The organism is Fusibacter sp. A1 (genome assembly GCF_004125825.1).
Taxonomy (GTDB): Bacteria; Bacillota; Clostridia; order Peptostreptococcales; family Acidaminobacteraceae; genus QQWI01.
On the sequence record NZ_QQWI01000019.1, the window covers coordinates 1 to 17,552 of the forward strand.

At 44.1% G+C, this 17,552-nt stretch carries 17 protein-coding genes; 4 read left to right on the forward strand and 13 right to left on the reverse strand.

All coding sequences use genetic code 11. From position 1 onward, the window contains the following. The 5 genes from rlmD to DWB64_RS18315 all read right to left on the reverse strand — a co-directional run. Window positions 1-1,426, reverse strand: a 1,426-nt coding sequence (rlmD, locus tag DWB64_RS18295; RefSeq protein ID WP_129489668.1) for a 23S rRNA (uracil(1939)-C(5))-methyltransferase RlmD, incomplete at its 3' end; no start/stop codon positions are given. 85 nt (window positions 1,427-1,511) lie between these two features. Next, window positions 1,512-3,398 (reverse strand): PocR ligand-binding domain-containing protein, encoded by a 1,887-nt coding sequence (locus tag DWB64_RS18300; protein WP_129489669.1) that lies wholly within the window; start codon window positions 3,396-3,398, stop codon window positions 1,512-1,514. Window positions 3,399-3,469: 71 nt separating this feature from the next. Next, the gene (locus tag DWB64_RS18305; RefSeq protein ID WP_129489670.1) at window positions 3,470-4,765 is read right to left on the reverse strand and encodes a D-serine ammonia-lyase; all 1,296 of its coding nucleotides are present in this window, start codon (window positions 4,763-4,765) and stop codon (window positions 3,470-3,472) included. Between the two features lie 120 nt (window positions 4,766-4,885). Next, window positions 4,886-5,944, reverse strand: a complete 1,059-nt coding sequence (locus tag DWB64_RS18310; RefSeq protein WP_129489671.1) for a 6-phosphofructokinase — start codon at window positions 5,942-5,944, stop codon at window positions 4,886-4,888. Window positions 5,945-6,025: 81 nt separating this feature from the next. Continuing rightward, on the reverse strand, window positions 6,026-7,900 hold the full coding sequence (locus DWB64_RS18315; RefSeq protein WP_129489672.1) for a diguanylate cyclase: 1,875 nt from the start codon (window positions 7,898-7,900) through the stop codon (window positions 6,026-6,028). A gap of 278 nt (window positions 7,901-8,178) precedes the next feature. Between DWB64_RS18315 and DWB64_RS18320 the strand changes: the two genes are divergently transcribed. The 3 genes from DWB64_RS18320 to DWB64_RS18330 are packed head-to-tail and all read left to right on the forward strand — an operon-like array spanning window position 8,179 to window position 10,421. Then, complete coding sequence (locus DWB64_RS18320) at window positions 8,179-8,988, forward strand: amino acid ABC transporter substrate-binding protein (protein ID WP_129489673.1); 810 nt, start codon at window positions 8,179-8,181, stop codon at window positions 8,986-8,988. 3 nt (window positions 8,989-8,991) lie between these two features. Further along, window positions 8,992-9,672 (forward strand): amino acid ABC transporter permease, encoded by a 681-nt coding sequence (locus tag DWB64_RS18325; RefSeq protein ID WP_129489674.1) that lies wholly within the window; start codon window positions 8,992-8,994, stop codon window positions 9,670-9,672. 5 nt (window positions 9,673-9,677) lie between these two features. Further along, on the forward strand, window positions 9,678-10,421 hold the full coding sequence (locus tag DWB64_RS18330; protein ID WP_243119005.1) for an amino acid ABC transporter ATP-binding protein: 744 nt from the start codon (window positions 9,678-9,680) through the stop codon (window positions 10,419-10,421). Between the two features lie 29 nt (window positions 10,422-10,450). On the opposite strand, the gene DWB64_RS18335 is transcribed toward DWB64_RS18330, so the two are convergent. Further along, a complete protein-coding gene (locus tag DWB64_RS18335) occupies window positions 10,451-11,356 on the reverse strand; it encodes a ketopantoate reductase family protein (protein ID WP_164980494.1) in 906 nt (301 codons plus the stop codon). A 282-nt stretch (window positions 11,357-11,638) separates the two neighbouring features. Here DWB64_RS18335 and DWB64_RS18340 point away from each other — a divergent pair, with 282 nt between their 5' ends. Then, window positions 11,639-11,887: an AbrB/MazE/SpoVT family DNA-binding domain-containing protein gene (locus tag DWB64_RS18340; RefSeq protein ID WP_129489676.1), complete on the forward strand. Its 249-nt coding sequence runs from the start codon at window positions 11,639-11,641 to the stop codon at window positions 11,885-11,887. A 39-nt stretch (window positions 11,888-11,926) separates the two neighbouring features. Here the strand turns inward: DWB64_RS18340 and DWB64_RS18345 are convergent, their stop codons facing one another. The 7 genes from DWB64_RS18345 to DWB64_RS18375 form a co-directional block, all read right to left on the reverse strand. Further along, window positions 11,927-12,727, reverse strand: a complete 801-nt coding sequence (locus tag DWB64_RS18345) for a carbon-nitrogen hydrolase family protein (protein ID WP_129489677.1) — start codon at window positions 12,725-12,727, stop codon at window positions 11,927-11,929. Beyond that, the gene (locus DWB64_RS18350; protein WP_129489678.1) at window positions 12,727-13,458 is read right to left on the reverse strand and encodes an NAD-dependent protein deacylase; all 732 of its coding nucleotides are present in this window, start codon (window positions 13,456-13,458) and stop codon (window positions 12,727-12,729) included. Before DWB64_RS18350 ends, DWB64_RS18345 begins: the two co-directional genes overlap by 1 nt. A 78-nt stretch (window positions 13,459-13,536) precedes the next feature. Next, entirely contained in the window at window positions 13,537-14,025 is a 489-nt protein-coding gene (locus DWB64_RS18355) for a 4Fe-4S binding protein (protein ID WP_164980495.1), read from the reverse strand. 85 nt (window positions 14,026-14,110) lie between these two features. Further along, window positions 14,111-14,596, reverse strand: a complete 486-nt coding sequence (locus tag DWB64_RS18360; protein WP_164980496.1) for a M48 family metallopeptidase — start codon at window positions 14,594-14,596, stop codon at window positions 14,111-14,113. A gap of 35 nt (window positions 14,597-14,631) precedes the next feature. Continuing rightward, a complete protein-coding gene (locus DWB64_RS18365) occupies window positions 14,632-15,192 on the reverse strand; it encodes a GNAT family N-acetyltransferase (protein ID WP_164980497.1) in 561 nt (186 codons plus the stop codon). A gap of 85 nt (window positions 15,193-15,277) precedes the next feature. Further along, complete coding sequence (locus DWB64_RS18370; RefSeq protein ID WP_129489682.1) at window positions 15,278-16,501, reverse strand: nuclear transport factor 2 family protein; 1,224 nt, start codon at window positions 16,499-16,501, stop codon at window positions 15,278-15,280. Between the two features lie 110 nt (window positions 16,502-16,611). Next, window positions 16,612-17,463 (reverse strand): DUF2785 domain-containing protein, encoded by an 852-nt coding sequence (locus DWB64_RS18375; protein WP_164980498.1) that lies wholly within the window; start codon window positions 17,461-17,463, stop codon window positions 16,612-16,614. Between the last annotated feature and the right edge of the window lie 89 nt (window positions 17,464-17,552).

Below are 17,552 nucleotides of genomic sequence, written 5' to 3' on the forward strand. Positions count from 1 at the left end.
TGCTCTTATTAGACGTAGCTCTTTTAGCTGTGGCTTTTCTTGGTTCTGCAGTCTTTGGTTCAACCACTTTTGTTGGCACAACCTTGGCGTTCGGGTCTTTTTTTAGTAGAACGACTGTTTCCACGTGGTAGGTCTGTGGGAACATGTCTACCGGTTGGATCTTTTCTACCTTGTAGCCTTTGTGGCTTAGCTGGCCTAGGTCTCTTGCTTGTGTCACAGGGTTGCACGACACGTAGACGATTGTTTTTGGACCAAGTTCTGCTAGGCTGTCGATAAACTTTTTATCACTGCCGCTTCTTGGTGGGTCCATGATGACCACATCGGCGTGTTTGCCTTGGTCGGCCATTTCTACCATAAAGTCGCCGGCATCCGCCTGATAGAATTTGATGTTCTTTACATTGTTCTTCTTGGCGTTATCGATGGCGTTTCTTACCGCCTGCTTGTTCAGCTCGACTCCAATGACCTCTTTTGCATGTTTGCTCGCGATCAGGCCGATGGTTCCGATTCCGCAGTAGGTGTCGATAACTACCTCGTCGCCTGTCAGACCTGCCATTTGGATGGCCTTTTGATAAAGTTTTTCTGTCTGTACAGGGTTGATCTGATAGAAGGATTTTGGCGAGATTTCGAAATGAAGTCCGCTAAGTGTATCTTCTATGAATCCTTTTCCGTACAATATCGTTTCGTGTGAACCAAGTATCATGCTTGTCTTTTGGTTGTTTACATTCATGACGATCGTAGTGATTTCTGGGTGTCTTTCAAGCAGCGCACTGACGAAGTTGGCTTTAGATGGGAACAGTTTGTCCGCCACTACAAGCACCACCATGATCTGGCCGCTGACTCTGCCTGTTTTAATCAGGATGTGTCTTAAGAATCCGTGTCCTTCATCTTCGACATAAGCTTTCATTTTAAAGGATTTCATCAGTTCTTTTATCGTAAGGACGATGTTGTCGGCTTTTGGGTTCTGGATCAGACAATGGTCGATCGATATGATCTTATGGCTGTATTCAGCGTAGATTCCTGAGATGACTTGTTTTTTATAATCAAGCCCGAAGGAGTAATGGCTTTTGTTTCTGTATTCATATGGATCTTCCATGGTGATGATCGGCATTGCCTTGCCATATGGTTTAAGCTGTTTGGTGACAGCCTTTTGCTTAAATTTATTCTGTGCGTCAATCGACATGTGCTGTAACTGACATCCACCGCACTGCTCGTAGTAGGGGCATGGTGCTGCGACTCTGTCTGGAGCTGCTTTGATTATTTCTTTCACACGGGCGGAAAACCCGAATTTTTGCTTGAATATAAGTAGTTCGGCCTCTTCTCCAGTAAGAAAATTTGAAACTTCAATCAACTTACCTCTGTACTTGAAGAGTCCTTTTCCTTCTTGGGTCATGCCTTCACACTTCGCTCTGTATTCGATCGGTTTCATCAATAGCCTTCTTTCATTATGGTTCTAATTAACAACACTCTATTATACATGACCACTAACCAAATAGCTACATCGAATTTGAGCCCTACTTTGGCAGTTCCATGACCAGTGACAAGAACCCGTCGTCCGTTTTTGAGGCACGAATGCTCCCACGCATTCTTTCTGTAACCACATGATGAACGGTATACATCTCAAATCCCGTGTTTTTCTTCCCCCTTGAATAGTTGGACAATGGATGGAACAGACTCTCCAGGTCAATATGCTTGTAGTCATTCGAGTCGATATAGGTGAACTTGACGCTGTCCTTATGAAGTTCTGTACTGATGCTGATTTCTGGCTTTGTTGTTTCTGAAATATTAGACCTTGTAAAAGCAAGTAGCTGACCCATGATCACATCAAATGACTTTGGATAGGTTTTGATGGTCACGTTTTTTGAAACATCAATGTTCGCCTTGATCTGATCGGTCATCCCATCTACTGTGAAGGTATTCAGCGATGTCACTACCGATTCATATAAGTTGACTTCTTCCTTGGCTCCGTAGTTTTGAGTGCTTAGGACCTCACGCATGCTCGTATTGATTTCAATTAGCTGGTCAATGCTTTTTTTCATGACATCATGGGAATACCTGAAGCCTTCGACCGCTTGCTCATCGATGTATCGGATGAGCTCGTTCCTATTTTCTGTGATCAGTTCATCAAAAAATGAGAAGCTCATGAACAGGTTGCCTAAGGGGGTTCCCAGTCGATCATTCAATCCTTTGACAATGGCTGTTACCGCAAGCTTGTTTTCATTCTCAATAAGTTTCATCTGCGTATTTTGTAGCTCGTCAAGCGTTGCTAAAAGCTCTTCGTTCATCGAAGTCAACTCGTCTGTGCGTTCAACAACCATTTTCTCCAGTTGCTGACTTCGTTCAAGTTCGCTTTCTATGTACTCTTGATACTGCATCTCGTGTGCGATCCTAACAGAAAAAGTGGTCAGTAACTGTTCTGTCAGTTCTTCGCTTAAGAATTTTTTTCGCCCCAATAGGACAATGAGCCCTAAGGGCTCACCGCTCGCCTTCCATAGGGGTAATCCAGCGTAGGACTTGAAGTTGTTATGTACAAGTGCCATGTCCTCAGGGAAACACTCGCATACGTCCAGATGATAATAGGTGAACTGTTTACCGATCACGTTTTCGCATGGGGTGCCATGAAGATCGTAGGTAAAGTTTGGCTTTACTACACCCCTATCGACCACCGCTAGAGTTTGTACTTGGCTAGGCGGTTTGAACTCGTTGATCATGACTTGATCGACTTCCAAAAGTTCTGCAATAAAGGTTGCAGTTCTGATTAAAAAACTTTCCCCAGTTTCAGACCAACCCGTTTTTGCTATATATGTATTCGCCTTGTCGATTAAGAACCTTTCATGCAGTTCTCTGGCGATTTTCTCATTCTGAACCGTAGCATTCTCGTTGTATCTTATCGAATCGGTGATCTTACCTAACCACAGATCCATCAGGCTGTTGAAAAACGCGATATGGCTATTGATCTGTTTTTTAGATAGGACAGGAAGTTCCTCATAAAAAAGCTCCACATCACTTTCGCTGAAGCCCAAAATCGATGACACTTCTGTGACAGTATTTTGATCAATTTTGTTTGATAATACCTGCCCCACATATGCATAACCCAAGACCTGGTCATCAATGACCAGCGGTCTTGCGTATTCAATTAGCTTTAAGGGGCATTCGTATTGCTGAAAAGAGGGTATATCAGCATTAAGCTTTCCTAAATCCCTTTGCATGCACGATTTCTTCACATCAAGATCTTTTTCATTGACCAGATGACAGATGGTGCGCCTACCTGCACCGATGAACTCTCCATAGCCTTCTAACTTGATCAGGCAGGTCATTCCAGAGATCTCATGATACTGTTTTATGAATCGGTCCAAGTTCAATACTTCCGCCTGCTCTAAAAATGCATCTAAATACTTCATGGGTCACCTCGACTAAATAACAACGATTGGCATTATAAAACAAATACCCTACCAATATCTAGTTTACTCGTTTAAATCCCTTTTTCATAATAATTTTTCATTACATCTTCTGGCACCATTCCACCACCTGTAGCCCACATGATATGGGTCGAATTTTCAGTAGCCAGTTTACGCTCAGTTACTAGCACAGGACCTTTCATTCCAGCAAGTGCCGAGGGCTCAAGCCATATTTGCTCGGTGTCCGCCATCATTTTCAGTAGGATGAACAGCTCGTCATCATCAATGGTATAGATGCCTTCCAGCAAGCCCTGCATAACATGTCCTACAAAGCCTGATGCTCTACCTACTGCAAGGCCATCCGCTTGGGTGCTGTTGCTAAGTCCAAATTCCTGTACGCATACCTTATCATGTAAACCAGTCTCCATTCCTATCAACATGCAAGGCGATTGTACCGGTTCGACAAAATAACAGTGGACGTCATCTCCAAATATGCACTTTAAACCGAATGCAACACCACCCGGGCCACCGCCTACTCCGCATGGCAGGTATACAAAGAGCGGATGATCCGAATCTACGATGATATCGCGTTCTTTCAGTTGCTCCTTGAGTCTCAGGGCAGCTACTGCATAACCCATAAATAGGTCTTTTGAATTCTCATCATCCACAAAGTGCATGTCGGGATCGTTTTCACTCTGTTTTCTACCCTTTTCTACAGCAACGCTGTAGTCGGAATCATACTCCACGACGGTAACCCCTTTTGATCGAAGCATCTCCTTTTTCCAGGCTTTCGCGTCTGATGACATATGCACAAACACGTTGAATCCGAGCTTTGCACTTACGATTCCAATGCTTAGTCCTAAATTTCCTGTTGAACCCACTGCAATGGAATACTGCGAGAAAAACTCATGCATTTCACTCGAGTTAAGCACTTCATAGCTGTCTGTCAGTTTGAGTCTACCGCTTGATAAGGCCAATGCTTCAGCGTGTTTAATGACTTCGTAGATCCCTCCGCGTGCCTTGATGGAGCCAGCGATAGGTAAATGAGAATCTAGTTTTATGTATAGGTTTCCGGGTATGTCTTGTTGGTAGTGCCTTTCAACCTCAGATTTGAAGTTAGCGACTTCTTCCAGTTTCGATTCGATGATTCCACCACTGGCGGTCGTCTGAGGAAAAGCCGCCTTGAAGTAAGAGGCGAATCTGTCTAGGCGCTCGCTTGCGTCGTACACGTCGTCGATGCTTATCTCTAAATGGTCCATGACCTCGCTTGTAGATTTCAGTTTGGGATTGATCCAAAATACCTGTCTTGCCTCAACTACCTCTTGAAGAACTTCATGTTCTTTAATAAGTTCAATTATGTTTGGGGTCATCGTTTCTCCTCATTATCTTGTGTCGATGTCAGTTAATTAATTCTAAACTATCGATGATTGTTCGTCAAATAAAGGAAGTTAAAAAAGGCACCCTTTTGTAGGATGCCTTCTCATCATCTATCAGTCGCCAAAGATTGTTCCTGCAAGCTTTGCAGATTTGATCGCAATATGGTCCTTTGGTACGAATTTTGTTCTTCTAGCAACCTCCTCAAGCGGAACCGCTACGATTTCCATACCCCTTAAGGCAACCATTTTTCCGTAGTTTCCCTTTGCCATCAGTTCTGCGCCCTTTGTACCGAACTGTGTCGCAAGCACCCTATCATATGCCGCCGGCGAACCGCCTCTTTGCATGTAGCCAAGTACCGATACCCTAGCTTCGTAGTCACCTAAGGCGTTTAGTTCTTCAGATACCCTGATCGCGGCACTGGACTGCTTGGTTCTGATTTTTTTCAACTCTTTTCTGGAAAGCTCGCTATCCTCAACAGAAATCGCACCCTCTGCGACAACGATCACAGAAAATCCTGCACGGCTTTCAAGTCTCTCGTCCACATGTTTTTTTAGTTTTTTGATGTTGTAAGGAATTTCTGGGATGATGATGGCATCCGCACCACCAGCCACTCCCGCATACAAGGCAAGCCACCCCGCAGCGTTTCCCATGATTTCTGCAATCAGCACGCGTTTGTGTGAAGCGGCCGTTGTATGCAACCTGTCCACAGCGTCTGTGGCCATATCAAGTGCTGTATGAAAACCGAACGACATATCAGAACCAAACACATCGTTGTCGATTGTTTTTGGCAAGTGTATCACATTCAGTCCCAGTTCACTGCACATCAGGGCTCTTTTTTGAGTGCCATTGCCACCAAGGCATACAAGACAGTCGAGTTCCCATTTTTTATAGTTCTCGACGAGTTTCTTCACTTTCTCAGGGTCCTTGAAGGGCCTTTCTCTAGAGGTACCTAAGATCGTGCCCCCCTTGTGGATGATGCCAGAAAACTCACTGGGTTTCATCAAATGCATATGCCCTTCGACAAGCCCTTTGAATCCGTCTTCGATCGCTACTATCTCCATACCGTATTCATTGTATGCCGCCTTACATATGCCTCTAATAGCAGGGTTTAGGCCCGGCGCATCTCCACCGGCTGTCAATATCCCAAATCTTTTGGTAACTGAATGTTCCATGAGTTCCTCCTTAAATGGCTGATTTAAGTTTGTTATACCCAATAAATAAAAATAAACGCACAACCGAAGTTGTACGTTTGTCTAGGAGATCATGTTCTGATCCAGAATCACCAGTGGCTTTTCCTGCATCATCTTATGAATCATTTTTTCAAAGTGGTTGAAGAGAACACTGTCAAACTTGACTGACTCTTCTTTTAGGATAGAAAGTGCATCCTGCCAGCTGTAAGCGGGTCGATAGCACCTATGCTCTGTGAGGGCATCAAACTTGTCTACCAGGCTGATGATTTGAGCCGGATATGGAATGTCGTTTCCTTTGATTCCGTAATATCCCCGACCGTTGAAGTCCTCATGATGATAAAGAACCCAATTGGCAAATTCAGAAAGAATCGGATGATTGTAAGCGATCGAATAGCTGAGCCACGAATGAAGTTTTATCACTTCATACTCCTTAGAAGTCAGCGGACTCGTCTTGCTGTAGATCACAGGATCTGTGCAGATTTTTCCTACATCGTGCCATTCGCAGGCCAATCTGATTTGATTGAGCACCTTCGCATCGTAACCAAGTTCTGCCCCCAATATCTGAGAAAGTTCAGAGACCCTGCTGCTGTGTATGATCACTTCTTTGAAAATGGCATCTAAGGAATGGATGTCATAGCTGATATGGCTAAGTTGCTCCTTGAGTGTCTTGAACGCGCGAATCACAAACTGATCCACATCGATCTTACCATAAACGATCAGAAGCACATCCAAAGAAGCCGTGAAAAACACTTCGTCGTATAATCTTGCAATTCCTGTAAAGACAGTCCTGACTTCTTCAAACTGCTCTTCTGTAAGCAGTGTAGAGTTCATAAGCTTGAACCTGAAGATTGAAGTTGAGGTCTGTTGCCTAAAGGATTTTGATACCAAGTTCGACAAGGACGTGGCTGACTGCTTCAATACTTGAATATCCGAAGTAGACACGGTAGTTTTATTTCTTCCACACTGCTTTGACACATATAAGGCGTCATCCGCCTGCTTCAACAATTGGCTGTAGGAATTGATGCAGCAGGACGTCCCAACCGTACTAATCCCAGCGCTTACCGTGTATCCTGTCTCTTCTGTAAAGGTCTTTCTGACCTGATCTGCCAAGTGCAGCGCCTTGGATTCCCCACCGTCGGTTTTGATGACGAACTCTTCACCGCCGAACTTGAAAGTGAAGGATCCCGGCGTGTCAGAATACCTTGCCAAAATCTTTGAGAAATGCTTTAAAATCTCATCGCCGAACTGATGCCCGCACGTATCGTTTATCTTTTTAAAATGGTCGATATCGAACATGATGATACTTTCACCTAGGATAGGCTGAGTCGTCGCTTCAATATTTGAAAAGTAAGACCTGTTATAGATACCGGTTAAAGGGTCTATCACCGCTAGGCTTTTAAATTCATCAATCAGTTTGGCACTTTTCAAGTACATGCTGACCTGAGTGCTGATGATCTGTAAAAATACAAGGCTACTCTTGCTTAACTCGTTTGCAAACGCCCAGTGACAAGCTAAAAATCCGTAAAGCTCATCGCCGACACTTAATCTGATTAGAATAAGCGTTCCTTTATCAAGCGTAGTGATCGACGATTCTGAAACGTCATGGATCACTAAGCTATCACTGACTGCTTTTTTTAGTGTTTCAAAATTGAAATGTTCATATAATTCGTTGCTGATACTCAAATGCCTTTTCTGGTCATCAAAGATGACTTGCGTAGAGCTCGTTCCAAACACACCTTTTATACTGTCGGCGAGTACCGACAATACGACATGTGTTTCCGGATCTGATCCAATGTACCGAGATACACTGAATAAGGTCTCTAGCATGTTCAAATCACTGTTCGCCTTATCCAGTTTAGCTTGCAGATTAGCAAATTCATCTGAAATATTGAGCATTGATTGTATGGCGTTTTCTATATCTCTACCTACAGATGACATCTTATCCCCCAAATTCGATAGTTCATGGTTTTGTACTTACTACTATATCATATTTAGGCTTTTATCCATGAAAAAATATTGAAACAGTACCCTGAAATTCGAATTCAAAACATTACAGTTATTTTACAATTATTTTATAACACCAAAAACCACAGTATTAACAAGGTTTTGAAAAACCCGCTAAAATAAAGGGTTTTAAAAAACACGTAACTCCTATTGACTTTGTGTGTATTAGTCTGTAAGATGCATTTATCGACATGTTAAGGAGGAAACGAAACATGAAAAGAAATCTATTGAAACTAACGATCACCATGCTTGTACTGACATTGGGGTTGACTGCTTGCACCACAGGAAAAGTCGACACAGAGGTCGGTACACTCTCAAATGGCGATAAGCCCATTGTAAAGGTGGGAATGAGCGGTGGTTACAAACCCTATACTTTCATTGATCAGAATGGCGAACTCACAGGCTTTGATGTTGCCGTATGGAACGCAATCGGTGAAAGAATCGGGGCTCAGATCGTCTTCGAAACATCTGAATTCAGCGGTTTATTCGGAAAACTCGACAATAGTCAGTTGACCACCATCGCCAATCAAATCACGATCACAGACGAAAGAAAAGAAAAATACCTGTTTTCAGTTCCATATGTCTACTACGGAGCCCAGCTGGTCGTTCATAGCGATAATGAGGACATCGTAGACCTTAGTTCACTCATAGGAAAAAAAGTAGGTGTAAGTTTAGGATCCAACTATGAGACGATCATTAGGGAGTATGATGTCGAAAACGAAATTGAGATCATCACCTACGAGGATTACCAGGCTTCTCTTCGAGATGTCTCACTTGGCAGAATTGATGCGGTTCTTAACGATAAGCTTGCAGGACTTACCGCTGTGACTGAATCGGGTTTGGACATCAAGCTTGGTGGAGAACCAGTCAGCGAACTGTTCAACGCCTTTCCATTTATAAAGACAGACGATTCTCAAGCTTTGCTTTTACAAGTGAACGAGGTGATTGAATCATTGAAATCGGATGGTACGTTATCTTCCATTTCACTGGAGTGGTTCCCGATCGATATCACACAGGAGTAAACCATGAATGAAGCATTTCAACTAAAGGCATTTATCAGCGTCATACCAAAACTTATCGCGGCACTTCCAATCACCTTGGCGATTGCAAGTGTCGCCATGCTTTTCGGCTTGCTGCTTGGAACAGTGATAGGAATCCTGCGCTTCAAAAACCGTGGAGTATTGACCTTGCCACTGGCGGCATACGTCTCTTTCTTTAGAGGCACACCCCTGATGGTTCAGCTGTTCATTTTCTATTACGGGTTGCCGCAGCTGATACCTGGACTAGCAAGCCTAAGTGCGGTTCAGGCCGCTATCCTTGTGATGTCGATCAACGCGAGCGCCTATATTTCAGAAGTCGTACGGGCTGCCCTGTCCAGTGTGCCCATTGGACAGTTTCACGCCTCAAGTGCCGTTGGAATGACAAGCTGGCAGACACTCACTCATGTGATTCTGCCCCAAGCCTACAGAATAGCCATTCCAGCTCTTGGCAACACCTTTATCAGCATCATTCAAGGGACTTCGATCACCTTCATGCTTGGGGTCAGAGATATCATGGGAACAGCCAAAATGAACGCGGCGGCCAACTACCGGTTTTTAGAGACCTACCTTGCAGTAGGCCTGATTTATTGGTCGTTGACGATTGTGCTCAGCAAGATCAACAGTCATCTAGAGGATCATTTCAGCAAAGGTTATAAAAGAAAGTAGGTACTATGCTGTTATCACTAAGAAACATACACAAAAGCTATGGTGATTTACATGTGCTAAAAGGGATCGACCTCGATATCAAGTCCGGAGAAATCATCGCAGTGCTTGGACCGAGCGGCTCTGGAAAGTCGACTCTGCTAAAGACCATAAACTTTTTAGAGACTCCGCAAGCCGGCGAGTACGCCTTTAAGGGCTTTAGAAAGAAGGTCGCACATATCACTCACAACGACCATGTGGATCTACGAAAGCTCATCAGCATGGTCTTTCAAAACCACAATCTCTTTGATCACTTCACCGTGAGGGACAACTTATCAAAACCGCTTCGGATCGTACATCATCTATCTAAAAAAGAAGCAACGGAATTGGCTTATAAAACGCTTGATACGGTAGGGCTGAGTGACAAGTACGACGCCTATCCCAGTCAGCTCTCAGGCGGTCAGCAGCAGCGCGTCGGAATAGCCAGGGCAATCGCCCATCAGCCCGATCTTGTGCTCTTTGACGAGCCCACATCGGCGCTTGATCCCGAACTGGTTCAAGAAGTCTTGTCCGTCATCCAAGCGCTGTCGAAAACGGAGATGACCATGCTCATCGTCACCCACGAGGTGCAGTTCGCGCTCACAGTAGCCGACCGTGTACTCTTTATGGAGGACGGACTGATTATCGCAGACCAGACTTCCCAGCAAATCAGACAAGAACCCCACCCACGCTTCGAGGCCTACCTCAAAGGACTTCAAACACAAAGCCACTAATCGCTTCATTAAGGGACTAGTGGCTCTTTTTACTTCCTATTGATCTGTTCTTTCATTTTAAGCATATGGTACATCATGTCGTTATAGGGAGTTGAAACACCTAGCTCCGCTCCAAGTTTTCGGATAACGCCGGCAAACATATCCACTTCCGTGAGTCGTCCAGCGTCGATGTCTTGCAGCATCGATGTTTTCGATTCAGGAACCATTTTCTCTAAGATTACCAGCCATGCCTTAAAGTCCTCGTCGGTGATCTCGACGCCTTTTTTTAGTGCCACCGCTCTTACCTCTTGTACAATCATAGCCATCAGTTCATGGCCGTGCTGCGTGTTCAGGTAATGATAATTCGCACCCAGAATAGCCGTCGGCTGATTGCTGCATACATTGATCATAAACTTCCACCATAGCTTCTTGTACATGTCCTTAGGGCATTCGTAAGGGACTCCTGCAAGCTCAAACGTTTTTTTGATCTTTTCAACACGGTCTGTCAGTTCTCCTGATTTTTCACCGAATACGATTCGACCGGCACTGCCGTAGTCCACTTTCAACCCGCTTCGCTGCGCATCGATTCCAAGACACATGCTGTATAGCATCTTGTCCATTCCGTAGACTTCACCGATGATTTCTTCAGAGTCGATGCCGTTTAGCAGCGACATGATGGTGGTCTGCTCGCCCACATGGTGTTTTACAGCCTGAATTGCATCTGGCAGGTCCTGATATTTTACTGCGATGATCACAAGATCGGCAGGCTCTGATGCTTCATTGGCACCGACATAGTTGAACGTCTGCACCGCTCCATTGACTAAAAGCTCTTGTTCCCGATAACGCTTAAGTCTGTCGTCATCCAAAACGACGGTTAGATCGACACCCGCATGACGGTTTAAAATTGCCGCATACGAAGCTCCGATCGCCCCAAGGCCGATGAGGCTGATTTTCATAAGAATCCTCCTTGAATGTTCACTTGCTTGCATGTTCATCTATATAGTAGCATATAAGAGATCTTGCATCACTTTACTTGGTTGAAATATCTCGCATGGAGATTTTCAACATCAAAGCCATACCATATTTGCTTCATTTACAGCCTAAAATGTTATTATTACTTCAAGAATCTAAAAAAAGACATAATTATGAAGGTTTTGTTTGATTCCTTCATAATTATGTTATAAAATACCTATAGACGTTAATTATTAGATGCAATTGTCAATTGGAGGTAATTATATATGAAAGCTACTGGAGTGGTAAGAAAAGTAGATGAGCTTGGTAGAGTAGTGTTACCTATCGAGTTGAGAAGAACGATGGGTATCGATATCAAAGACCCGTTAGAGATTTTCACTGAGGAAAATTCAATCATTCTTAGAAAATACGAGCCTGCTTGTGTACTTTGCGGTGAAGCCGGAAACACAACTAGCTTCAAAGGCAAATTGATATGCCAAGGATGTATCGATACATTCAGCAAAATGGAAAAATAGTCATATTTGAAGAAAACCAGCTGGTCTCAGCTGGTTTTTTTAGTATAGTTCCATACGTCTGTGTTTTAGTAAAGGCAATTGTTCTCTGATAGAGTCCACCATGTCAAAATCAACTTCTGTGATCAGGATCCCTTCGCCTTCATCCAGAGAGTCAACTACCATGCCCCAAGGATTTGTGACCATGCTATGTCCATAAGCCACATAGCTCGCACCTTCGACTCTTGCTGGCGAGCATAGGGCATAGAACACCTGATTGTCAAGCGCTCGAGCCCTTGCGGTGAGCTCCCAGTGGGCAGGTCCGGTTGTCATGTTGAATGCTCCGGGTACGATAATCAACCTGGCTCCATCAAGAGTCATCCTGCGCGCAAGTTCTGGAAAGCGGATATCATAGCAGATGCAAAGTCCAACTCTTCCGAAGTCCGTGTCAAAGACAGTCGCTTGATCACCCGGAGTCAGCACATCCGATTCCATAAAGCGAATACCATTTTCTATAGCGATATCGAACAGATGTGCTTTTCTGTGCTTTGCAAGAAGTTTTCCATTTTTGTCGAATATGTAGCTAGTGTTATAGATGTTTGATCCTTCACGTTCAGGGACCGACCCCCCAACCAACAACAAATTATATTCTTTCGCCTGCTCGCTTAAAAACCGGTAGGTCAGTCCACCTTCCACTTCGGCAAAATCTTCAAAATAACTGTTGTCATAGGGGCAGTTGAACATCTCTGGCAAAACGACCACTTGCGCCTTCTCTTGCGACGCTTTTTCTATCCAGTCTTTCGCGGTCTTCATGTTTCGAGTCTTATCGTCAGTAACCGTCATTTGAATCAAAGCGATTTTCATTAAAGCACCTCCATGACCCTGCCTAATAGTTCACCGATTGCCTCATCGAACGTTAGCCTCGCAAGATGGTCCGCGGGTGTTTTGCCTTTATTGATCAGCACAATCCTACCCTTTTTATGATACTTGATCAGTGAAGCTGCCGGATAAACCACCAGCGAAGTCCCTCCAATAATCAGCAGATCGGACATTTCAATATCTCTTACGGCATTATCGATCACCTTTAGGTTGAGTCCCTCTTCATATAACACCACATCCGGTCTTACAACACCACCACACTCAGAACACCTTGGCGTGACTGCGTTGAAGCAGATGACATAGTCGGCACTATAGTTTTTCCCGCAGTCGACGCAGTAGTTTCTTAAGACTGATCCATGGAGTTCATGAACCCGCTTGCTGCCTGCCTTTTGGTGCAGTCCATCAATATTCTGCGTCACCACGCTAGTCAACTTATCCATTTGTTCTAGTCTTGCCAGTGCCAGATGCGCCTTATTGGGTATTGCGCTCGTGTTGAGCACCTTGTCCCTGTAAAACTTGAAGAACTCATCTGTTTCCTGTTCAAAAAAACTATAGCTTAACATGGTTTCAGGCGGATACTTGTATTTTAAGGCATACAGCCCGTCAACCGATCTAAAATCGGGTATTCCGCTTTCAGTAGAAACACCGGCTCCACCGAAGAAAACGATACGGCTGCTGCTTCTGATCAAATCCACTAACTCATCAAATTGCGACATAAAAATACCCCCTACCTAGTTCCAAACTACTAAACAACAGAGCCTGTGTCAAGTAATTGAAGCGTTAGAGGGTTTAGATTACTTTATCTTATACTGCAGACTTTCAGTCGGACATGCCTCCACACAGGATAAACACTTAGAACAATTGAACGCCTCACATGCGTTTTCCTTTGATGTGTCAAAGACACTCTTTTTGGTGTTCACTGCAGAAACATAGCATACTTTATCGCATGCGCCGCACGATACGCATTTGCTTTCATCGTTTCTGATTTTGAAAAGTGAGAACTTGTTGGTCACACCTTGCACCCAAGAAACCGGGCATCCGACCTTATAGTAATTGTACATGTGTACCTTGGCTTCATTATCCGACAGGTTCCGTGACATATGCTCCATCACTAGTCCCATGGGACACATCCATTTGCAGTAGGTCTTTCCAAAAATCGCGCCTAGTAGGATAGACGCGCCGAACACATAAGCAAGTCCGTTGGCAAGTGCCATAATCACATAAACCGTCACCCCGCCAAAAGCAAACTGAACCGACTTCCTATACTTGATTATATTTTTCATAGTCTCCTCCGAATTACCCCTCCCATAGAGGGGTCTTGGATAGTATAACATAAAAAAACAAGCTTGCGAAGATTGCAAACTTGTTTTATAGATTTCTTGTTTTAGAAGTGCCCAGTATCGGCATCACATTTTTATAATCAGGACACAGTTTACCCACAAGACGCCAGAAGGACCTATCGTGATTCAAATGCTCCAAATGGCATAATTCATGGATGACGACATAATCCACCGCTTCTATCGGAAAAAGCATCAACTTCCAGTTGAAAGTCAGGTTTCTCGTCGAGCTGCAGCTTCCCCATTTGGAATCGTCGCTTTCTATGGTAAAGGCCTTGTACTTGGTTTTTATCTGAGGTTGATAAAGCCTTAAGCGCTGTTCGATCACTTTTTTTGCCTCTTTTTTATAAAAGGTCTTCAGCGCCTTGGTCACATCCACTTCTCCGCTTTTGGGGCTAAGACACGTGAACGTCTTCCCATCGAACCGGATCACTTCTTTTTTAACACTTTCATCGACAACAGCTATCAAAGGATAGGCTTTTCCCAAGTATCTGCATTTCGGTTGTTCCTTTGACATATCCTCTACTCCGATTTCATCAATAACATCACTCATCATTCAAAACTTTTGAGGATTATTCGTTCAAATTCTTCCCTTAAAAGTCCCATACAAATAATATCATGATACGCGCCTTTTCCAAAGAAACTTCTTCTGATTCTGCCTTCTTCGACAAAGCCCAACTTCAAGTGAAGGTTGATCGACTCGGTGTTGTAGCTGTAGATTTTCACATTGCATTTTTGATAATTCAGTTCATTAAAATAGAAATCAAGCACCAGTCGTACTGCGTCGCTTGCGTAGCCTAAGCCCCTGTGCTTCTTCCTTATTCCAAGACCGTATTCGAACGTTCCATCGGTCCTACTGCAGCTATGCGTATTGATATTGCCTACAGGATTCAAGAAGATGTCTTCGATGATATAAAAGTTGTCCTCCTCCCCCGGTATCTGATTCGACAGGTCTTCAACCCTTTTCTTCACCATATCCTCTCCAATAGGCGACTTCATCCTATCACCAGACCTCTGCGCCTCGGTGTCGATAGCTTCGCCGTTATTGAAGTATTCCAAAAAATCGCTAGACCTTACAGCCCTCAAACTCACTAAATCTGTTTTCCAGTCCATCATAACCTCCACCATAACGCATCAAATCGTGCCAGGCACATTCTGAATACCCCAAATCGTGCCAGGCACGATTTGGGGTATTCTTTTATTTTATACTGTCTAGTTTTCCTTCAAATATCCAGTAGAACGGATACGAGAGGTGCATTTGTTCAAACTTATGTTTTCCGTCGCAAGTCGAGATTACCGCCGACATTCTGATAGGACAAGTATACTCTTCGCCATGCGAGGCTTCTTTTAGCGCATAGGCAACCTGTCTGTGCAGGTGGTACAACTTGTCCTGTGAAGGCTTTTCACTACTGCTGATTTCTTGCAGTGCTTCTAGGGCCCTTCGTGCGACTTCTTCCTGAGGGATTGTCTGCTTTACCGTACCGTTCAAGGTAATCCAGGTCTTGTCTTCTCTTGTGGTCGTAATCGCTGATTGTGTATCGAGCTTCAAGGACGAACACTCGCATTCCTTCAAAAAAGTTGCAATCGCTTCATGCCCGACAAACCACTCCGTATCGGGTGATATCACATGGGTAGTCTGTTCCTTAGTGAAAAACTCATCTACAAGCTTCAAGGTCGGGTCTGGATTACCGACACATTTGGCTGCAAACGCGTGAATTAGCGTTTCTACTTGCTCCTTCATTGTTTCTGAGTTGTGCTTTGCCAGCGCCTGCTTTTCTGATGCAAATTCTTCGACAAACTCCGTTCCGCTTTCAAGCCGTTGATCCGCAAAGACACCTTTTGGCATCGAAAACTTGCCCTGAGCAATTTTCCATGTTTCGTTTTCTTTTACCATCACCCCAGAAAACCTCATCGGGCAGAAGTAATCTCTAGAAGGCTCGTCCTTTTGATGGTAAGTCAGCGCCATCGCCCAGTTGATAAGGGCTACGCGCTCAGATGCAGACAGGCTTTCATCCTTAGCCTTCTCTTTGGCAAAATCGACGTATCCGTCATACCGTTCCTGCACGTGTTCAAAGTTGTATTTGACCGTTCCGGGAGTCGCAAACCAGGCCATATCCCCGTCGACCTTGATAATCGCTTTGTCAAGATCAAAGGCCGCATCACCCCAGTACTCCCAGTCCGATTCCAGCAGGTCTTTTACTTCATCAACACCTGAACATAATTCACCTGACGCTGTACCAAGTAGATAAACAGAATCGTCTCCTACAAATAAGTCAAGATACCCACCAGCAAGTTTCGGGTCTCTTTTTTGGTAGCCTTCGTTGAGTTTCAAAAGAACCTCTTTTACCGCCTGACATTCCTCGTTTTGTCTTATAGGATGAAGGTTCAATGTATTCGTATAATGTACTCCAAATTTTTTCATCGATATTCCTCTCACTTCTTATGGTAAACGGTATATTCTCCCGCCAGTTTGAAATCGAGTTTTTCCAAAATGGTCAAATCGTGACTGGCACGATTTGACTCTTGTGTGGGTTATTTAAAATGTCTGTAATACATGTTCAGCGCTTTTTCTGTTTCGATGAGTGTTTGCAGCAGTTCTGAGCCGGCGTTGAGATGAACTAGGCTGAAGTAGATGCTTCTGATGAAATGGTTGCAGTTTTGCTTGGCCATGAACTTGCGCTGGTAGTCCTCGATTTCATTTACTTTTACAAATGTTGCCAACCACTCGCTTATCTTATCTGTGCCCACTCTTTTTTCGGGTATGATGGTGAAGCTGACTAAAAACGACAGTCGTTCGTCTTCATTGGCTCCAAAGCAGGTGTCTACCATAAGCAGTTTATCCCTAACCGCATTGAGCACATCCAAGTAGTCCTCTTCACGCATGCTATCGAAATTGACGATATAGTTTAGCGCGTCCGCGCAGTGGGCGATGCTGTGCGCCCAACCCTTAGCTTCCACAAAGCCTCTTGTGTCTTTCTCTCTCATCAGATAGTCGATCAGTTTTTCCTTAATCTCGACCACTTCTGAATCATTAAGGCACCCCTTGTTCAGGCAGTAGCTGAGAACAGGGCTCATCGCCAGTATCGAAAAGCTTCTCCTTAAAACCGAATCGTCACCGGTAGTACCTATTTGGTAAAACGCATAGTCATCACTTAACAGCTTGCCGCATAAGGCTTTGACCTCATCCCCAGGCAAGTAGTCCTTTTTTACTATCCAAAAATAAAAACACTCATAGATCAGCTCATCCCTAAGTTCTGCGTCTGGATCACCGATATGCGCCAGCATAGCTTCCAGATAGTCTGACACTGTTTCACTCTCTGTCAACTCAAATCCCTTGGCTTTGACCGCTTTTAACCTTATTTTGAGCTCCTGTTTCGTCAACATCATATTCTCCTCATTAAACTTCACTTATCCGTCCGGTCTCTACTTTTTAGTCTACTATAAGCCGTGTTTTATGCATGATTTACTTTTAT